At 34.8% G+C, this 15569-nt stretch carries 13 protein-coding genes, 1 pseudogene and 2 riboswitches; of the genes and pseudogenes, 8 read left to right on the top strand and 6 right to left on the bottom strand.

The annotated features are described in order from the left end of the window. Positions 1–111 precede the first annotated feature (111 nt). Both IEO70_RS03335 and metE read right to left on the bottom strand, forming a co-directional pair. Entirely contained in the window at positions 112–585 is a 474-nt protein-coding gene (locus IEO70_RS03335; protein ID WP_190996936.1) for an acyl-CoA thioesterase, read from the bottom strand. A gap of 22 nt (positions 586–607) precedes the next feature. After that, complete coding sequence (gene metE, locus IEO70_RS03330) at positions 608–2908, bottom strand: 5-methyltetrahydropteroyltriglutamate--homocysteine S-methyltransferase (RefSeq protein WP_190996935.1); 2301 nt, start codon at positions 2906–2908, stop codon at positions 608–610. 132 nt (positions 2909–3040) lie between these two features. Further along, positions 3041–3231: riboswitch (cobalamin riboswitch) on the bottom strand. Positions 3232–3515: 284 nt separating this feature from the next. Here metE and IEO70_RS03325 point away from each other — a divergent pair. The 5 genes and pseudogenes from IEO70_RS03325 to IEO70_RS20495 form a co-directional block, all read left to right on the top strand. Beyond that, entirely contained in the window at positions 3516–4058 is a 543-nt protein-coding gene (locus IEO70_RS03325; protein WP_190996934.1) for a cob(I)yrinic acid a,c-diamide adenosyltransferase, read from the top strand. A 59-nt stretch (positions 4059–4117) separates the two neighbouring features. Further along, positions 4118–5071 (top strand): ABC transporter substrate-binding protein, encoded by a 954-nt coding sequence (locus IEO70_RS03320; protein ID WP_190996933.1) that lies wholly within the window; start codon positions 4118–4120, stop codon positions 5069–5071. Then, entirely contained in the window at positions 5058–6101 is a 1044-nt protein-coding gene (locus IEO70_RS03315) for a FecCD family ABC transporter permease (protein ID WP_190996932.1), read from the top strand. The genes IEO70_RS03320 and IEO70_RS03315 overlap by 14 nt, the downstream gene beginning before the upstream one ends. A gap of 18 nt (positions 6102–6119) precedes the next feature. Beyond that, entirely contained in the window at positions 6120–7433 is a 1314-nt protein-coding gene (locus tag IEO70_RS03310) for an ABC transporter ATP-binding protein (RefSeq protein ID WP_190996931.1), read from the top strand. 149 nt (positions 7434–7582) lie between these two features. Beyond that, positions 7583–7780: pseudogene (locus IEO70_RS20495) on the top strand (IS110 family transposase); the annotation flags it as partial. A gap of 98 nt (positions 7781–7878) precedes the next feature. On the opposite strand, the gene IEO70_RS03300 reads toward IEO70_RS20495, so the two are convergent. Together IEO70_RS03300 and IEO70_RS03295 are read right to left on the bottom strand one after the other, a co-directional pair. Next, the gene (locus tag IEO70_RS03300; RefSeq protein ID WP_190996930.1) at positions 7879–8556 is read right to left on the bottom strand and encodes an ABC transporter ATP-binding protein; all 678 of its coding nucleotides are present in this window, start codon (positions 8554–8556) and stop codon (positions 7879–7881) included. A gap of 12 nt (positions 8557–8568) precedes the next feature. Further along, on the bottom strand, positions 8569–10020 hold the full coding sequence (locus IEO70_RS03295) for an ABC transporter permease (RefSeq protein WP_190996929.1): 1452 nt from the start codon (positions 10018–10020) through the stop codon (positions 8569–8571). 638 nt (positions 10021–10658) lie between these two features. Between IEO70_RS03295 and IEO70_RS03290 the strand changes: the two genes are divergently transcribed. Next, on the top strand, positions 10659–10925 hold the full coding sequence (locus tag IEO70_RS03290; RefSeq protein ID WP_190996928.1) for a hypothetical protein: 267 nt from the start codon (positions 10659–10661) through the stop codon (positions 10923–10925). Between the two features lie 553 nt (positions 10926–11478). Further along, positions 11479–12090 carry a hypothetical protein gene (locus IEO70_RS03285; protein WP_190996927.1) on the top strand — a complete coding sequence of 204 codons (612 nt, stop codon included), beginning with the start codon at positions 11479–11481 and terminating at the stop codon, positions 12088–12090. 206 nt (positions 12091–12296) lie between these two features. Here IEO70_RS03285 and IEO70_RS03280 read toward each other — a convergent pair whose 3' ends face one another. Together IEO70_RS03280 and IEO70_RS03275 are read right to left on the bottom strand one after the other, a co-directional pair. Further along, positions 12297–12725, bottom strand: a complete 429-nt coding sequence (locus IEO70_RS03280) for a MarR family winged helix-turn-helix transcriptional regulator (RefSeq protein ID WP_190996926.1) — start codon at positions 12723–12725, stop codon at positions 12297–12299. 45 nt (positions 12726–12770) lie between these two features. Further along, the gene (locus IEO70_RS03275) at positions 12771–13400 is read right to left on the bottom strand and encodes a nitroreductase family protein (protein ID WP_190996925.1); all 630 of its coding nucleotides are present in this window, start codon (positions 13398–13400) and stop codon (positions 12771–12773) included. Positions 13401–13773: 373 nt separating this feature from the next. Further along, positions 13774–13875: riboswitch (purine riboswitch) on the top strand. A gap of 153 nt (positions 13876–14028) precedes the next feature. On the opposite strand from IEO70_RS03275, the gene IEO70_RS03270 reads away from it, so the two are divergent. Further along, entirely contained in the window at positions 14029–15324 is a 1296-nt protein-coding gene (locus tag IEO70_RS03270) for an NCS2 family permease (protein WP_190996924.1), read from the top strand. Positions 15325–15569: the final 245 nt, after the last annotated feature.

Below are 15569 nucleotides of genomic sequence, written 5' to 3'. Positions count from 1 at the left end.
GCACCAAGCAAAGTTGCACTTAAAAAAGAAATATAATAATAAAAGGAGTATTCAAAGAGTCAGAAAAGCTGACTTTTTGAATACTCCTTTTTATAGTTTAAGTATTTGTTTTTAATTTGTTTTTTTACTTTTTCTAATTTGATAACGTTCCATTGCTAGGCGATAATGCTCTTTCTCTTCTTCAGTAACAGGAATGATAGGTGGTACTTTTACGGCTTTTGAATTTTCATCAATAGCTATCATAGTTAAATAGGCTTGTGAAGTGGGAGTTTTCTTTCCGGTTAATAAATGCTCAGCATGAATTTTTACTAAGACTTCCATAGATGTACTAAAAGCACAAATGACCATCGCCTCTATGCAAATAGCTTCCCCAATCTTTATAGGAGCACGAAATTCAAATGAGTCACTTCTAACAGTGACGACAGGCATTCGGCAATGACGCATGGCAGATATAGCAGCTATTTTATCGGCATAGGCCATCACCTTACCGCCAAAAATGGTACCGTGCATATTTGTATCAAGGGGAAGTACTAAGTCTATTAGCTCTGCTTTAGATTGACTAACTGTTTTTTTGATTTCTACCATATCGGATACTCCTCAATTACTATTAAATACCTTGATTAACCGTTTTTTGATTACGGACGAATTCAGTCGCTTTAACCATGTTTTGAAGAGATGCTACTGTTTCTTCTTCTTTTCTTGTTTTTAGTCCACAGTCTGGATTAACCCAAATTTGTTCTTTTGGTAGTATTTTAGTGTATTTTTCAATAATCTCTGTAATCTCCTCTACAGATGGAACACGAGGACTATGAATATCATATACGCCAAGACCAATTCCCTTGTCATAAGATTTCAATTGTGACGATTGAAGAAGTTCTCCATGACTTCGGGAAGTTTCAATAGAAATAATATCAGCATCGAGCTTGCTTATGACGTCTAAGAAATTATTGAAATCGCAGTAGCACATATGTGTATGGATTTGAGTTGTTGCTTCGACCGAAGATGTGGCTAATAAAAATGATTGCACACCCCAGTCTAGGTACTCTTTCCAGTTTTCTTTCTTAAGAGGTAAACCTTCACGCAATGCTGGTTCATCAACTTGAATCATTTTAATATCATTTTGTTCAAGAAGTTGAATTTCTTCTCTTAGAGCTAACGCAATTTGAAAGCAAACTTCTTTACGAGCTATATCATCTCGTACAAAAGACCAATTTAATATGGTAGCAGGGCCTGTTAGCATTCCTTTTACAGGCTTATTAGTTAAGCTCTTTGCATATAAGCTTTCATGTAATGTCATTGGTTCGATAAAGGCTACATCACCATATATAATCGGTGGTTTTACACAACGTGAGCCGTAAGATTGCACCCAGCCATTAGAACTAAAAGTAAAACCTGATAATTTTTCTCCGAAATATTCTACCATGTCATTTCGTTCAAATTCACCATGAACGAGTACATCTAAACCGATTTCTTCTTGAATAGAAATCCATCTAGCAATTTCGTTCTCAATAAACTCATCATATTGTATGGCGGTCCATTCGCCATTTTTGAATTGACGTCGAGCTTTTCGAACTTCTATAGTCTGTGGAAAACTGCCGATTGTAGTAGTTGGGTAGTCTGGAAGTTGCCAATATTTTTTTTGAATTTCCTTTCTCTGTTCGAAGTTTTCATTCCTCTTGAACTCCTGGTCAGTAATATTTTTTATTGCTGCATGGACATATGATTTATTGCGAGCAGGAGACATATTTATTATTTGGATATCTCGTTTGTTATTTGTAAATACTTCTTCTAAGTCATTTGAATCACTTTCATAACTATTTTTTAGCAGTTGGATTTCATGTAATTTTTCGTCAGCAAAAGCTAAAACATTTATTAACATTTCATCTATTGAAGATTCATTATTCGTTGTGATCGGAACATGTAGTAGACTACAAGATGGTTGAATCCAAACATTTTCTGTATCAACCAATTCTAAAATAGTATCGATGATCTCCTTCTTTTTATTTAAGTCTGCTTTCCATATATTACGACCATCAATAATTCCTAGACCAAGTACTTTATCTTCTGGAAAACCAAATGTTTGTATATTTCGTAAGTTATGATCTAATCCATGAACGAAATCTAATCCAATTCCTTGTACAGGTAACGAGGTGATTGTTTCGTAAGCATCTACGGAATCAAAATACGTTTGAAGCATAATATTTAGAGAAGGAGTAGCTTCATGTAATTGATTATAAATATATTGAACAATCTTTAATTCATCAGATGTAATGGACGTAACAAGAATCGGTTCATCTATTTGTACCCATTGAACACCTTCATTTTGTAATTCCTTAAGAATTCGTTGATATAAAGGTATTAGTTGTAAAAGAATGCCTGGAATTTGTTTTTCATTATATCCTTTAGACAATTTTAGAAATGTATAAGGTCCTACCATTACAGGTTTCCCTTCAATCCCTAATTTATCTTTTACTTTCCGATAAGCCTTTAATGGCTTATTTTCTACTAGTCGAAATGTAACATCATTGAGTTCGGGAATGATGTAATGATAATTTGTATTGAACCATTTTGTCATTTCAGAGGCAACAGCTGTACTATTTCCTCTAGCCATTGAGAAATATTGATTTAAAGTTATTGTGTCATTGATATCTCCATAACGAGTTGGAACTACACCAAACATTGTAGCAGTATCTAACATATGGTCATAATAAGTAAAGTCATTTACTGGAATGAAATCAATTCCTTGTTTAATTTGTTTTTGAATATTAGATAACAATACCTTCTCTGTTAATTGCTCTAGTGTTTGTTCATCAATTTTCCCAGCCCAATATTGTTCTAGTGCTTTTTTCCATTCTCTATTTTCACCGATACGTGGATACCCTAAGTTACTTGTTTTCAACAAATTCATCTCCCTGTTGTTCAAATATATTAAAATAAAAATAGGCATTTCAAACTTTGTTCATAGAAAAAAGTTAGAAATGCCTATATGTATGTACAGGTTTATTCATTCTAACACCTCCCTATCTCCCGTAGGTAAAAAACAGTGTTGTCGGAATAGGCAGGTCTCCTGACTTAAGGATCAACATTAGACACAATCTTCCCAATCAATAATGATCAGTGATATAAATGTGCTAACTTCTCTTTTACAGTGGCGGGACCGTGTTGGATTTACACCAAACTTCCCTTTTAATTCTTAATACATATTAAGAAACCTATTCCCACAAATATTCATTTTCAGATAATTCTAAATAAATCCATCAAATCATAACACTTTTATTTACTATCGTCAATTCTTCTAGTCTAATAGGTAAATAGAAAAGCATAAGGTTAAATATCAAATACTTGTATACTTGTATACAATATTGCCACTGAAAATTCATAATTACAAAAAGTATGCCTTTTATACTATGAAAATAAGTAAACTGTCTGTTATATATGGAGCAGTTACTTTAAAAACCTTGCTCTGACAAGGTTATTTTCTGTGTAAAGAAATCATGAAAAAGTGAGGAAAATTGATGGGAAAAACAGAAATAGGGAAAGTACTTGTTTATACAGGTAATGGAAAAGGGAAAACAACGGCGGCTTTTGGATTGGCAGCCAGAGCGCTTGGAAGAGATATGAAAGTATTAATTCTGCAATTTATTAAATCTCCTGAAAACACGTACGGAGAACAAATTGCACTTGAAAAGCTAGGAGCGAAAGTAGAACAATTAGGAATTGGCTTTACATGGTTAAAAACCCCTGAAGAACATCGAGTATCAATAGAAGCTGCTTGGAAAAAGGCTAAAGAACAATTGATGAGTGGTGAGTGGGACGTTGTCATTTGGGATGAGTTGAACAATGCATTAGCGATTGATTCTTTTCCGATTGAGGACGTCATGCCGATTAAGGATGTTGTGGAAACTATTCAAAATAAACCGGCGACAACCCATTTGATTATTACGGGAAGAGATGCGAAGCCAGAAATTAAAGAGGCGGCAGATCTTGTATCCGTCATCACTGAAGAAAAACATTACTATCAAGATGGTGTCGATGCCATATATGGAATTGAATATTAACAAATCATGGGCTAATGTTTCAAAAGAAAAATGATAACTACATTGGAGGTACAACATACATGAAAAAGTGTTTTTGGGAATTTTCTCTTACATTGGTTTTGATGCTAGCGATCCTAGCTGGTTGTGGTTCGACAGAAGAATCAAATGAGGTTAATAAGAATAACGAGCAAACAGCAGCATTTCCCGTTACTATAACAGATGATGCTGGAAATGAAGTGACGATAGAAGAACAACCTGATTCCATTGTCTCTCTTTTACCTAGTGTAACAGAAACATTGTTTGCTCTTGGTTTAGACGAAGAAATTGTCGGTGTATCGGATTATGATAACTATCCTGCTGAGACAGCTGATAAGAAAAAAGTAGGTTCAATGGATTTAAATTTGGAAGCGATTTTGGCATTACAACCTGATGTAGCATTTCTACAAGATTATCATGTAACAAATGCTAATGATGGTATTAAACAGTTGCAAGAGGCAGGTACTGAAGTTGTAATTGTAGAGATCGGTTCGACGTTTGATTCGGTATATAAAAGTATTGAAATGATTGGACAAGCTACAGGAAAATTAACGGAAGCAGAAGAGATTATCACAGACATGAAAGATAAAGTGAACGAATTGAAGGAAAAGGCAGAAGGAATTACAGAAACGAAATCGGTCTGGGTAGAAATTTCTCCTCAACCAGATATTTATACAGCAGGTAATGGTACATACATCAATGAAATGCTTGAGATGATTGGTGCTGTAAATGTAGCAGGTGATTTAGAAGGTTGGCCGAAAGTAAGTGAGGAAGAAGCAGTAAATATGAATCCTGATGTGATTCTAACAACATATGGTTATTATGTCGAGGATGCTACAGAGCAAATATTGCACCGTGATGGTTGGCAAGAAGTAACAGCTGTGAAAAACGGTGATGTATATGATGTGGATAGTGATATGGTCACAAGATCAGGTCCACGTTTAGTAGAAGGTATGGAAGAAATCGCAAAAGCAGTGTATCCAGATGTTTTCCAATAAAAAGATATTCCCTATAACGCTGTTAGCACTTGCTTTTGTGTTACTTTCTATTGTTATAGGAGTATTTGTAGGGGCAGTTTCTATTACTGTCCCTGATATTTTAGATATTTTTTCTGATCAGATTTTTCATACCTCTTTTTATGATGGTTCTAAAAGTACAGAACTCATCATTTGGAATATCCGTTTTTCGCGTGTTGTATTGGCGTTTCTTGTCGGTGCTTCTTTAGCATTAGCTGGAGCTGCCTTCCAAGGATTATTGCGCAATACGCTTGCCGATCCTTATACGATTGGTGTGTCGTCAGGTGCATCGCTTGGCGCTGTTCTTGTTATGTTTTTACAAATACCAGCCACTTTAATTGGAGGATATACGCAATCAGTCGTGGCGGTTATATTTGGGATGTTAACGTTATTAATTGTTCTATTCATTACGAATGTTTCGACAGGAAAGCTATCTAATGAAACGATTATTTTAGCAGGGATTATTTTGTCCTCCTTTTTTAGCGCTATTATCTCTTTGTTAATTGCACTTACACCTCGCGAGGATGTAAGCAATATTTTGTATTGGACAATGGGAAGCGTGGCGATGAGAGGTTGGGGTCACGTACAACTTATATTGCCTTTCTTCATTGTAGGGTTGATAATGATTTTATTTCATTATCGTGAATTGAACAATATGGCTTTAGGTGAGCAATCTGCACAGTTTACCGGTATGGATGTCAAAAGGAAGAAAAAAATAATCTTAATAGGTGCTTCCATATTGACGGGTGGAGCGGTAGCCGTGTCAGGAGCCATTGGTTTTGTTGGTTTGGTTATTCCTCATTTGGTTCGCTTATTGGTTGGAGCAAATCACCGTTATGTGTTACCTTTTTCACTTCTGATTGGAGGGGGATACTTGGTGTTGGCGGACGTTGTTGCTCGAACAGTTGTTGCGCCTAGTGAGTTGCCGATTGGAGTGGTGACGGCTTTAATTGGTTCTCCAATTTTTGCTTTTTTGCTGATACAACAACGAATGAAAAGAAAGAGTGCTTAACCGCAAGGAGGATAGATAATGATTACACTTCATAATGTGACAGGCGGATACAACAAAGAGAATGCAATTGTTCGCAACCTATCCTTGACAGTGGAAAAAGGAAGTTTTTTTGCGTTATTAGGGCCGAATGGCAGCGGGAAAACAACGATCATTCGTTTAATGTTGGGTGTTTTAAGTTTACATTCAGGCGACGTTATTATAGATGGTAAAAATGTTAAACAGTATAAACCTAAAGAGCTTGCAAAAAAAGTGGCTGTTATGACGCAAGAGCATGAAATAGGACTTGATTTCACTGTAAAGGAAATTGTTGCAACAGGTCGATATCCATATCAAAATTCTATGCTTTTTTGGGAAAATTCTAAGCAGGATGAACAAGTGATTGAAAAGGTGATGAGGCAAACAAATATCTGGAAATATCGAGATAAATCATTTACGGCTTTAAGCGGCGGAGAAAAGCAACGTGTCTTATTGGCGAAAGCTCTAGCACAAGAACCGACTGTCTTATTGTTGGACGAACCTACCAATCATTTGGATATTCGCCATTCGATGGAACTATTAGATTTGTTGAAGCATTTACAGCACGCAAATCAGTTAACTATTTTAGCGATTTTACATGATTTAAATATTGCATCCTTGTACGCAGATCATATCTGCTTATTACGTACTGGTGAATTGCAAGGAATATATGATGGCTTTAAAAATGAGGATAAAAAAGACTTCAGTGAAGTATACGAAGTGCAAATGGAGTTCCAACAGCATCCTAAAGTAGCTAAAAATCAAATCTTTTTGTTGCCACAATTTTTACAAAAAAATAAGAAGCATACGTTAAAGAAATACGTATCTGTACAGAAGAATGAAATTGTATTTAAACATGCTCTTCGAACAATATCTGTTGGCCAGGAAGGAAGAGGTATTGATTGGGCGCAAGGTTGGAGCTTCACAAATGAATCTGTTCATGTAATTGGCTATAATGCGAAGAAAAAATGCTGTGAAATATTTAGTAGGACGATTCCAGAAAGTTGGTCAACATTAATGTTTTTTTCTAATGAAAACAATAATGTCCGAGTTGGATTTGTGACGGAAGAAAATATAGATGACATAGAAATGATGAACAGTGTTGTTCAACTTACTTCTTTCATGAAAAAATATTCTATAACTGAAGAGGACAATATGAAAGAAGAATCACCTTTCTCATTATTAACTATTAGTTCATGCAATTATGACAGAAAAGAAACGCGAAAGTCTGTCATTGAGGAAATGCAGCAATTATGGTTATTTGGGCGTGATCACAGCCAGAAAAAAAACGTTCAGTGTGGTCTACATTTATTGTGAGTGGAAAGTTATAAAATAGGGTGTTTGTTTTTGGAAGAACTCATTAGCTGAAAGTCTTCGAAGCGGTTTTACATCTATCCTAATTGATTATTTTGGTTTACGGCTTAGAACCTTCACAACGTAAAGGAGTGTGAAGGTTCTTTGTTTAAATCACAATATATTTGTTGAATCCTATCATTTCGAATCAAGCAAAGAAATCCAGTTTTAGAAAGGTAAAAACAGACGCATTTGATACGTTTCAATTGTGTGTTCTTTACTACAAAGAGAAATTTGAACCCCAAAAAAGGAGAGGAATTCACCTTCTAAACTTTCGAAATCTATCGAGACAACAAGAGATACTGACAAATAAAATATGTAAGTGGTTATTGTGGAGTAAGGATGAACGTTTTATAGATAGTATGTTTAAAATAACAAAAAAAGACACCTTGGTGTCTTTTTTGTTATTTTAATAGTTTACAACAGTAATTTGCCCTTTTGATAGTTTAATTGTAACATCAGATGCTGCAGCAATATTATGGTCATGTGTAACAACCACAACACATTTATCTTCTTTATGTGCTAAATCTTGTAAAATACGCACAATTTCGGAAGCAGTTTCTTCGTCTAGGTTTCCAGTCGGTTCATCCGCAACAATTAATTCAGATTCACAGCAAAGGGCACGTGCTATAGAAACACGTTGTTGTTGTCCTCCACTAAGTGTTAATACTTTTTGCATGCTTTGTTTGTGAGAGATTCCAACTTTTTCTAACATTTTTAATGCAAATTCCACTTTGTTATTTTGTTTAGAACCTGTAATTTCCATAGCTGTAACAACATTTTGCAATGCTGTCATGTATGGTAGTAGATTATAGGCCTGAAAGACAATGGAAACATATTTATTTCGAAAATTTGTTAAACCAATTTTTTTAATATCCTTATTCTTATAAAGTACTTTTCCTTCTTTTGGAACATCTAGGGCACTTGCTAGAGCGAGAAACGTTGTTTTACCAGAGCCGGAAGGTCCTATAATTGTATAAAACTTTCCTTTTTCAAATGAAACAGTAATATTTTTTAAAATATCATGTTGTTTCTGATCATGTTTATACCAGTAGCTGATATTTTCAAATTGTAATAAAGTGCTCATATATAGGCCTCCTTAATCTTGTCTGGATAATATCGTTTTTGGTTGTAGGCGAAGTACAGACAGTGACGGAATTAATGCCGCGATAAAAGTAATTAATAAGCCAATTCCAGAAAGTAATCCGATATCTTTAGCAGTAACTGATACATCAAACTCAGTTGTTGTTTCCGCCACTGTATTAGAAGGTTGCCCCAACATTTTGCCCATGTCACCACCCATAGGTCCACCAAATGATTCAGGTCTAGAAGATGATTCTGAAATAGCAGTTTCTTGAGTAAGTAATTGATCACTAATAGCGTTAGCTACGACGTTTCCACTGATAGAAGCAATACCAATTGCTAAGATTGCCACTAGTAAAATTTCTACAACAAATTGGCCAATTAGTTTCCACTTCTTTTCTCCAAGTGCTAATAAAACACCCATTTCATATTTCCGTTCACGAATACCCATCATGACGATTAAACCTAAAATAATAGCACCAGCAATAGACACTAAATAAACAACATTTTCAGAAAAAGAGGCAACATTTTCAATAGGCTCCATCATTTGATCGTACAATTGTGTATTTGCACTTAATGCAAATGTATTAAAATCGATAGAACTGTTTTCTTCTGCTTCTTTAATGAAAGAATCTACATACTGAGCATCTTCTAGATAGTAGATTGCACTATCAATAGTTCCTGCATAATCTTCTCCTTTTAAAGTAGAGGCAGCTGTGTATGGCACATATATCTTATTATAAGGATTTAATGCTGTAAAATTCATTCCTTGATTTGAACCAGTAGAAGTTGTTTCATAAATTCCTACAATTTCAAGTGTTAAACTAGTATCTTTATCTGATGGATTAGTTATTGTAATGGTATCTCCAACAGCTAACTCATTATCTTCGGCTAATGTTTGTTCAATTATTGCAACGTTTGAATCAAGATCATCTATTGTAATATGACGTCCATCAACTAAAGAGGCCACACTATCCATAAAATCTGAAACAGAATCTGTGTAGGAGACACCTTCGATGCTAACGTCACCTTGGGACATACCACCTGGCATATCTGGACCATTATTATTACCTGCTACAAAATCAACAGTTGTTGAACTTTCAATTGGCTCAAAATCAGATGCTAAAGCTGTTGTTGTAGAGTAAAAGTTGTACCCTTTAATATGTTCATATGATGTTAGTTCTTCTGCATTTTCAACTGTTATTGGTGTTGAAGTGAAAGAAGGGCGTTCGCGCTCCCCTGATTCCATCTGTTCTTTCATTTGTTCTCTTGCTTTCGTCATATCGACTTGTAAGGTAACATCTCCACCTAATTGCTGACGTGCAAGATCAGCTGCTTTATCTGCAGCTGTTTGAATAGATAAACCAGACAAAACTAATACACAAATAGCCGAAAAAATAAATAGTTGCAGTAAAGTTTTGCCCTTTCTTGCTTTGACACTTAAAAAAGCACGTTTTATAAAATTCATTTTAGAATCTCCTTTCTATTAACAACAGAGAGATGTTATGTAAGAAAATATAAACTTACTTGCTCCCTTTAATTGGAAGATTATCATTGTTTTATGAATAAAAAATGACCAAACTATTTCAAGGAAAAGAAGAATTCTGAAATCTTTTTAGACTTTTCGGTAAAAGCATGATTTTTAGTAGAAAATTTAAAATATAACTTTCACTTTTAAATTAATTGAATCAATAGATTTTGAGAATGGCTTTTTTTATGTGGAGTTATAGAAGAAATTTGTTTGAGGTTGTAGGAAGAGGAAAAGCCACTTACGAACCGAATGCTAACAGAATTATTTTATTAAGGTAAGGGTATGTGATTATGTGCTTTATTGGCTTTTTAGTTACATGTCCATAGATATCAATTGTGATTTTTAAACTTGCATGGCCTCACGCTCTTGAATTATTTTTAAGTAATAATGTATCACAATCTATTTCCCTTCTATATCTCGGATAGCTTCATCAATGGACCAGATTACGCTTAATTGTGGATTCTTGTCTTTACTTCAACAATAGTAGAGATTACCAGATATATTTATTTGCTAAGATTTGAAGGGATTCATTACTTTTTGTCGAATTTAAGTACATAGAAGGAAGTGGGATTTATATGAATGACAAAGTAATCGAAAGTAATGTTAGAGAAAGAAAGATACTAAGAAATGATTTGTTGATAAAAATATACAATGAGTATTTTAGTTCACCGAAGCATTATAGTATAGATAAGAAAGAGCGTATCAAGGATCGTGAGTTGGATTTAGCATTATTATATTTGGAAGACAGTAATCTGATTAAAAAAGGTATTACTGGGGAAGAATACATCCCCACTGTGAGTGGAATTAATTATATTGAGGACATTGCTAATCGTTTTTTATAAGTTCAATTAGTCAGCAACATGTTCAGAACTATAATTATAAATAATGAGTCTAAGCATCTCATACACGAGGTGCTTTATTTATTATGTCAAATGAATATCCAGTAGTGGTTTACCCGTATTGGAACTAACATTAAACTATTTGGCAGGACTAAATAGAACTTTTAGTATCAAGGGTTCCAGTGTGTTTCATTTTTTCTTTTTTGCCCATTATGTCTAAAAGTTCTGGCCAAATCATTTGGCGTTTTTTCGTTGCAACTCCTCATTTGTATGTGAATAGTGAATAATACGGAGTGAAATGCCGGTTCTTGCATGCCCCAATCGTTCACATGCCACCTTAGGATTTTTCCCTGTACGCACAGTAACTGTTTATTGAATGGACAGTAAATGAAATTTAGTAGCCCCCGCTACCAGAATAGTGTAGGGGGAAGCTATCATTATTGTTTTTTTAACTATCTTAATAAGTGACTTGAATTTATTCTCAATGAAGTTGGTCTAGACATTTATTAATGATTTCTGATAGGCTTTTAGTATACTAAAAAGTGGAGGCTACATTATGAAGAAATTTAAAATAATACTATTACTGTTGTTGGCGCTTTCTTTGGCTGCTTGTTCATCTCAAGAAGATAAGAGTGAGTCAAAGAAAGAGGATAATGAGTCTGTTGAAGTGGATAAAGGTCTACTGAATGTAGAAGTGACATTGCCTGCATCCCTCTTTGAAGGACAAGATTTAGATGAAGCTATTGCGAATGCGAAAGAAGAAGGCGTAAAAGAAGTCATTAAAAATGACGACGGTTCTGTAACGTACATTATGTCTAAAGCGGAGCATAAAAAGCTTATGAAGGAAATGAAAGAGGAAGTTATACAATCTATTGAAGAAATGGAAACGAGTGAAGAGTATCCTTCCATTCAAAGTGTAGACTATAATAAGTCTCTTAATGAATTTACGATTACCGTAACGAGCCGCGAGGAATTCGAGAATAGCTTTGAGGGCTTTGCCATATTCGGTATTGGACTGCAATCGATGTACTATCAGTTATTTAACGGTGGAAAATCCGATGATATTACGGCAACGATACATTTAAAGGATGGTACAACATCAGAAGTCTATAATACAATCGTTTATCCGGATGATCTAGAAGAAGAGGAAACAGAAACAGCAGAATAAATTGAGGGGGACAGGTAAACCGCCGACACCATATATTGTCACACTCACTCCACACATTGTGAGGCGGTGGAGTGGTTAGAGTTACTTTAATAAAACCCAAAATGCTGTACCAATCTCCGAGTAAACAAGGATTTTGGTACAGCTTTTATTTAAATGTATTGGAAATGCTATTTAACATTAAGCAAGGAGAAGAAACTTTGGTGTTGTTACAGCTTTTTAATATTGTCACTTAAACGAGCGAGAGATTGTTTAAGTTGCTTTAATTCACTATTTGAAAATCCGTTATAAAGGTTATCTAAAAATTGATCTTTAAACATCGTGCAACTTTCTAGTGCGGCACGTCCTTTATTTGAAATCGTGACAAGTACTTCTCGATTATTTTTTTCATTACGTTTACGTTCAATATATTGCTGTTGCTCTAGTATTTTTAAATGACGTGTAATAGCTGCCTGATCAATCGCTAAAGATTGTTGAAGGACTTTTTGTGTGACACAATCCTTTTCTAGTAAAGAAACTAAAATTTCATATCGAGTTAGACTGATTTCTGTTCTTTTTTCGAACGTTTGTGTTATATGGCGGTCTAACTTTTTTAGTGTCATCATCATTTGCTTTTTGTCATTTAAACAAACTTCCATCTGAATCCTCCTTGCGTTAATTATATTATTTCGCACTTAATTGTTTTAGTTAGAAAAACGAATGATTTGTTCGAATGGTAGACGTGACGTATTACGTGCTGGTGCTGCAGCTTTACCGATTGCAATTAAAATCATTGGTAATTCGTTAGCAGGCAGTTCATATTTTTGCGCAAATGCAGCTTTGTCAAATCCACCCATAATAACAGTATCATAACCCATATCTTTAGCAAGTAGAACAATTTGCATTGAAATTAATCCTGCGTCTAAGTGTGCAATATTAGAGCGAGCTTCTTCAGATAGACCGCTATACATTGCTTCAGCGTTCGCAATCAGCATATCTGCAATTTCACGTGGCATGTATCCAAGTTCAACATTTGCATCGTAAATTTGTTGTGCGTTTTTGTACATTTCTGTGTCACCTAATACGGCAATAATCGCAGAAGATGTTTCAATTTGCTCTTGATTAAATCCGGCAATACGTAATTCTTTCTTTTGTTCAGTATCATCAATTACAAGGAAGCGCCAAGGTTGTAAGTTGCTTGATGAAGGGGCAGATGTAGCTTGTTGTAAAATATGCTCAATTTCTTCGCGAGGAATTTTAAAATCAGGATCATATTTACGGACAGATTTACGTTCTTCCATTAGTTTTTGTAAAGTTGTTTGTTGTTTTAGCATTGTTTTCACCTTTATCCCTTAAATTTAGAAGCGGTTATTATTTTAGTTGATTTATCAATAGTTGACAAGTCATATGTTTTTTAAAAAAACTAGGATTCCTAGCTGAAAAAATTTACTGTAAAGATAGATTAGTAGTATTAATAGCGGGGACCAAAAGATAGCTGGTCAGCCCAATCGAATTTGGGTCCGTCTATTCGAACTTAGGTTTTTCTAATTTTCGCTCCAAGTTTTTGCACTATAATTTTTATTGGGTTAATACCTCTTGAATTTATTTATCATTCTGAATATTCTTGCTGATACTACAGGAAAACCTTATTCCGATTTATATTAATTGACATATTAAATTGAACTTGATATTATTCTCCTATTGTTTTTAAAAAGAATAGATATACCTTGTATAATTTCAAGAATACGGCTTGAAAGTTTCTACCAGCTACCATTAAATAGCTTGTCTACAAGGAATGGGAAATTAATGATATTTTTATTCCGTTTTTGTAGAAAAGCTTTGGCCAAATAGTGGTCAAAGTTTTTTTTATTGCCTAATGAGAAAATAAAATGAATTAGTTGGAAAACTAATCTTAAAATCATTCCCTATCGATCTTTAATTTAGCAAATAGGAGATTACAACATGAAAAACTTTTTTAGATTTGCAGAGCGAGGTACTTCCTATAAAACGGAAACACTTGCCGGAATTACGACTTTCTTATCAATTGCGTACATTTTAATCGTGAACCCAGTAATACTAAGTCAATCTGGTATGGATCATGGTGCTGTATTCACTGCAACGGCACTTACGGCAATCATCGGTTCACTTCTGATGGGTATACTTGCAAACTTCCCAATCGCCATTGCGCCTAGTATGGGATTAAACTCATTTTTTACATTCTCAGTATGTATTGGTATGGGGATTGACTGGCAAGTTACTTTAACTGGCGTATTTGTTGCTGGAATCATCTTTATGATTTTAAGCTTATTAAAAATCCGCGAGAAAATTATTGAGATTATTCCAATCGATTTAAAATATGCAATCGCATCTGGTATTGGTTTCTTTATCACATTTGTCGGCTTAAAAAATGGAGGCATAATTGTTGGTAACCCAGATACATTCGTAGCGATTGGTGATTTAACTTCACCGATGACTTTACTGGCGATTATCGGTATTATTCTTACAGTTATTATGTTAGTGCGAGGCATTAACGGCGGCATTTTCTATGCAATGGTTATTACTACAGTTATCGGTATGATCTTTGGATTGATTGATGTTCCTTCATCAGTAGTAGGTAGTATTCCAAGCTTAGAGCCAACATTTGGTGTTGTATTTAACCATTTAGGCGACATTTTTAATGCTCAAACCTTAACAGTAATTTTCACATTTTTAATCGTTGCATTCTTTGACACTGCTGGTGCTTTAATTGGATTAACGAGTCAAGCAGGCATGATGAAAGGTAATAAAATTCCAAACATCGGCAAAGGTTTACTTGCTGATTCAGCTGCGGGTGTTATTGGTGCTATTTTAGGTACATCAACACCGGCGACAAGCGTTGAATCTTCTGCTGGTATAGCAGTCGGTGGTAAGACTGGCTTTACGGCTATTGTTACTGCGGCTTGTTTTGCAGTTGCTTTATTCTTCTCACCACTTGTTAACGTTATTTCAGTTGAAGTAACATCAGCTGCATTAATTGTTGTAGGTGCACTAATGGCTATGGAAATTCGTCGAATCAACTGGACGAAGCTAGAAGTGGTTATACCAGCTTTCTTAACAATTATTATGATGCCGCTAACTTCTAGTGTAGTGATTGGTATTGGATTAGGCTTTATTCTATATCCAATCTGTTTAGTAGCACAAAAGCGTTATAAAGAAGTTCATCCAATTATGTATGTGCTTTGTTTATTGTTCCTTTTATACTTTGCTTTTATCGTATAGGGAAGAGCAATATAAAGACATAGGTTAGCTTAACTAATCTATGTCTTTTTTAAGTGCGCCCGGCATGGGTGCAATCTATAGGGTGAAAGTCCCGAGCTGTGAAGGCAGAAGTAACAGTTAGCTTAACGCAAGGATGTCCGTGGTGACGCGGAATCTGAAGGAAGCGGGCGGCAAACTTCCGGTCTGAGGAACACGAACTTCATAGAAGGCTAAGTATCATTGGATGAGTTTGCTTAACAAAACAA

The sequence above is a fragment of the Peribacillus faecalis genome (assembly GCF_014712675.1).
In the GTDB taxonomy this organism is placed as follows: domain Bacteria; phylum Bacillota; class Bacilli; order Bacillales; family DSM-1321; genus Bacillus_AD; species Bacillus_AD faecalis.
The sequence above is the reverse complement of the archived record's forward strand: the minus strand, read 5'-3'. Positions and strand labels throughout refer to the sequence as shown.

What these genes read in the sequence shown, in the direction of transcription:
- IEO70_RS03335 (WP_190996936.1), bottom strand. Translation starts at nt 585, where the DNA reads ATGGTAGAAATCAAAAAAACAGTTAGTCAATCTAAAGCAGAGCTAATA.
- metE (WP_190996935.1), bottom strand. Translation starts at nt 2,908, where the DNA reads ATGAATTTGTTGAAAACAAGTAACTTAGGGTATCCACGTATCGGTGAA.
- IEO70_RS03325 (WP_190996934.1), top strand. Translation starts at nt 3,516, where the DNA reads ATGGGAAAAACAGAAATAGGGAAAGTACTTGTTTATACAGGTAATGGA.
- IEO70_RS03320 (WP_190996933.1), top strand. Translation starts at nt 4,118, where the DNA reads ATGAAAAAGTGTTTTTGGGAATTTTCTCTTACATTGGTTTTGATGCTA.
- IEO70_RS03315 (WP_190996932.1), top strand. Translation starts at nt 5,058, where the DNA reads ATGTTTTCCAATAAAAAGATATTCCCTATAACGCTGTTAGCACTTGCT.
- IEO70_RS03310 (WP_190996931.1), top strand. Translation starts at nt 6,120, where the DNA reads ATGATTACACTTCATAATGTGACAGGCGGATACAACAAAGAGAATGCA.
- IEO70_RS03300 (WP_190996930.1), bottom strand. Translation starts at nt 8,556, where the DNA reads ATGAGCACTTTATTACAATTTGAAAATATCAGCTACTGGTATAAACAT.
- IEO70_RS03295 (WP_190996929.1), bottom strand. Translation starts at nt 10,020, where the DNA reads ATGAATTTTATAAAACGTGCTTTTTTAAGTGTCAAAGCAAGAAAGGGC.
- IEO70_RS03290 (WP_190996928.1), top strand. Translation starts at nt 10,659, where the DNA reads ATGAATGACAAAGTAATCGAAAGTAATGTTAGAGAAAGAAAGATACTA.
- IEO70_RS03285 (WP_190996927.1), top strand. Translation starts at nt 11,479, where the DNA reads ATGAAGAAATTTAAAATAATACTATTACTGTTGTTGGCGCTTTCTTTG.
- IEO70_RS03280 (WP_190996926.1), bottom strand. Translation starts at nt 12,725, where the DNA reads ATGGAAGTTTGTTTAAATGACAAAAAGCAAATGATGATGACACTAAAA.
- IEO70_RS03275 (WP_190996925.1), bottom strand. Translation starts at nt 13,400, where the DNA reads ATGCTAAAACAACAAACAACTTTACAAAAACTAATGGAAGAACGTAAA.
- IEO70_RS03270 (WP_190996924.1), top strand. Translation starts at nt 14,029, where the DNA reads ATGAAAAACTTTTTTAGATTTGCAGAGCGAGGTACTTCCTATAAAACG.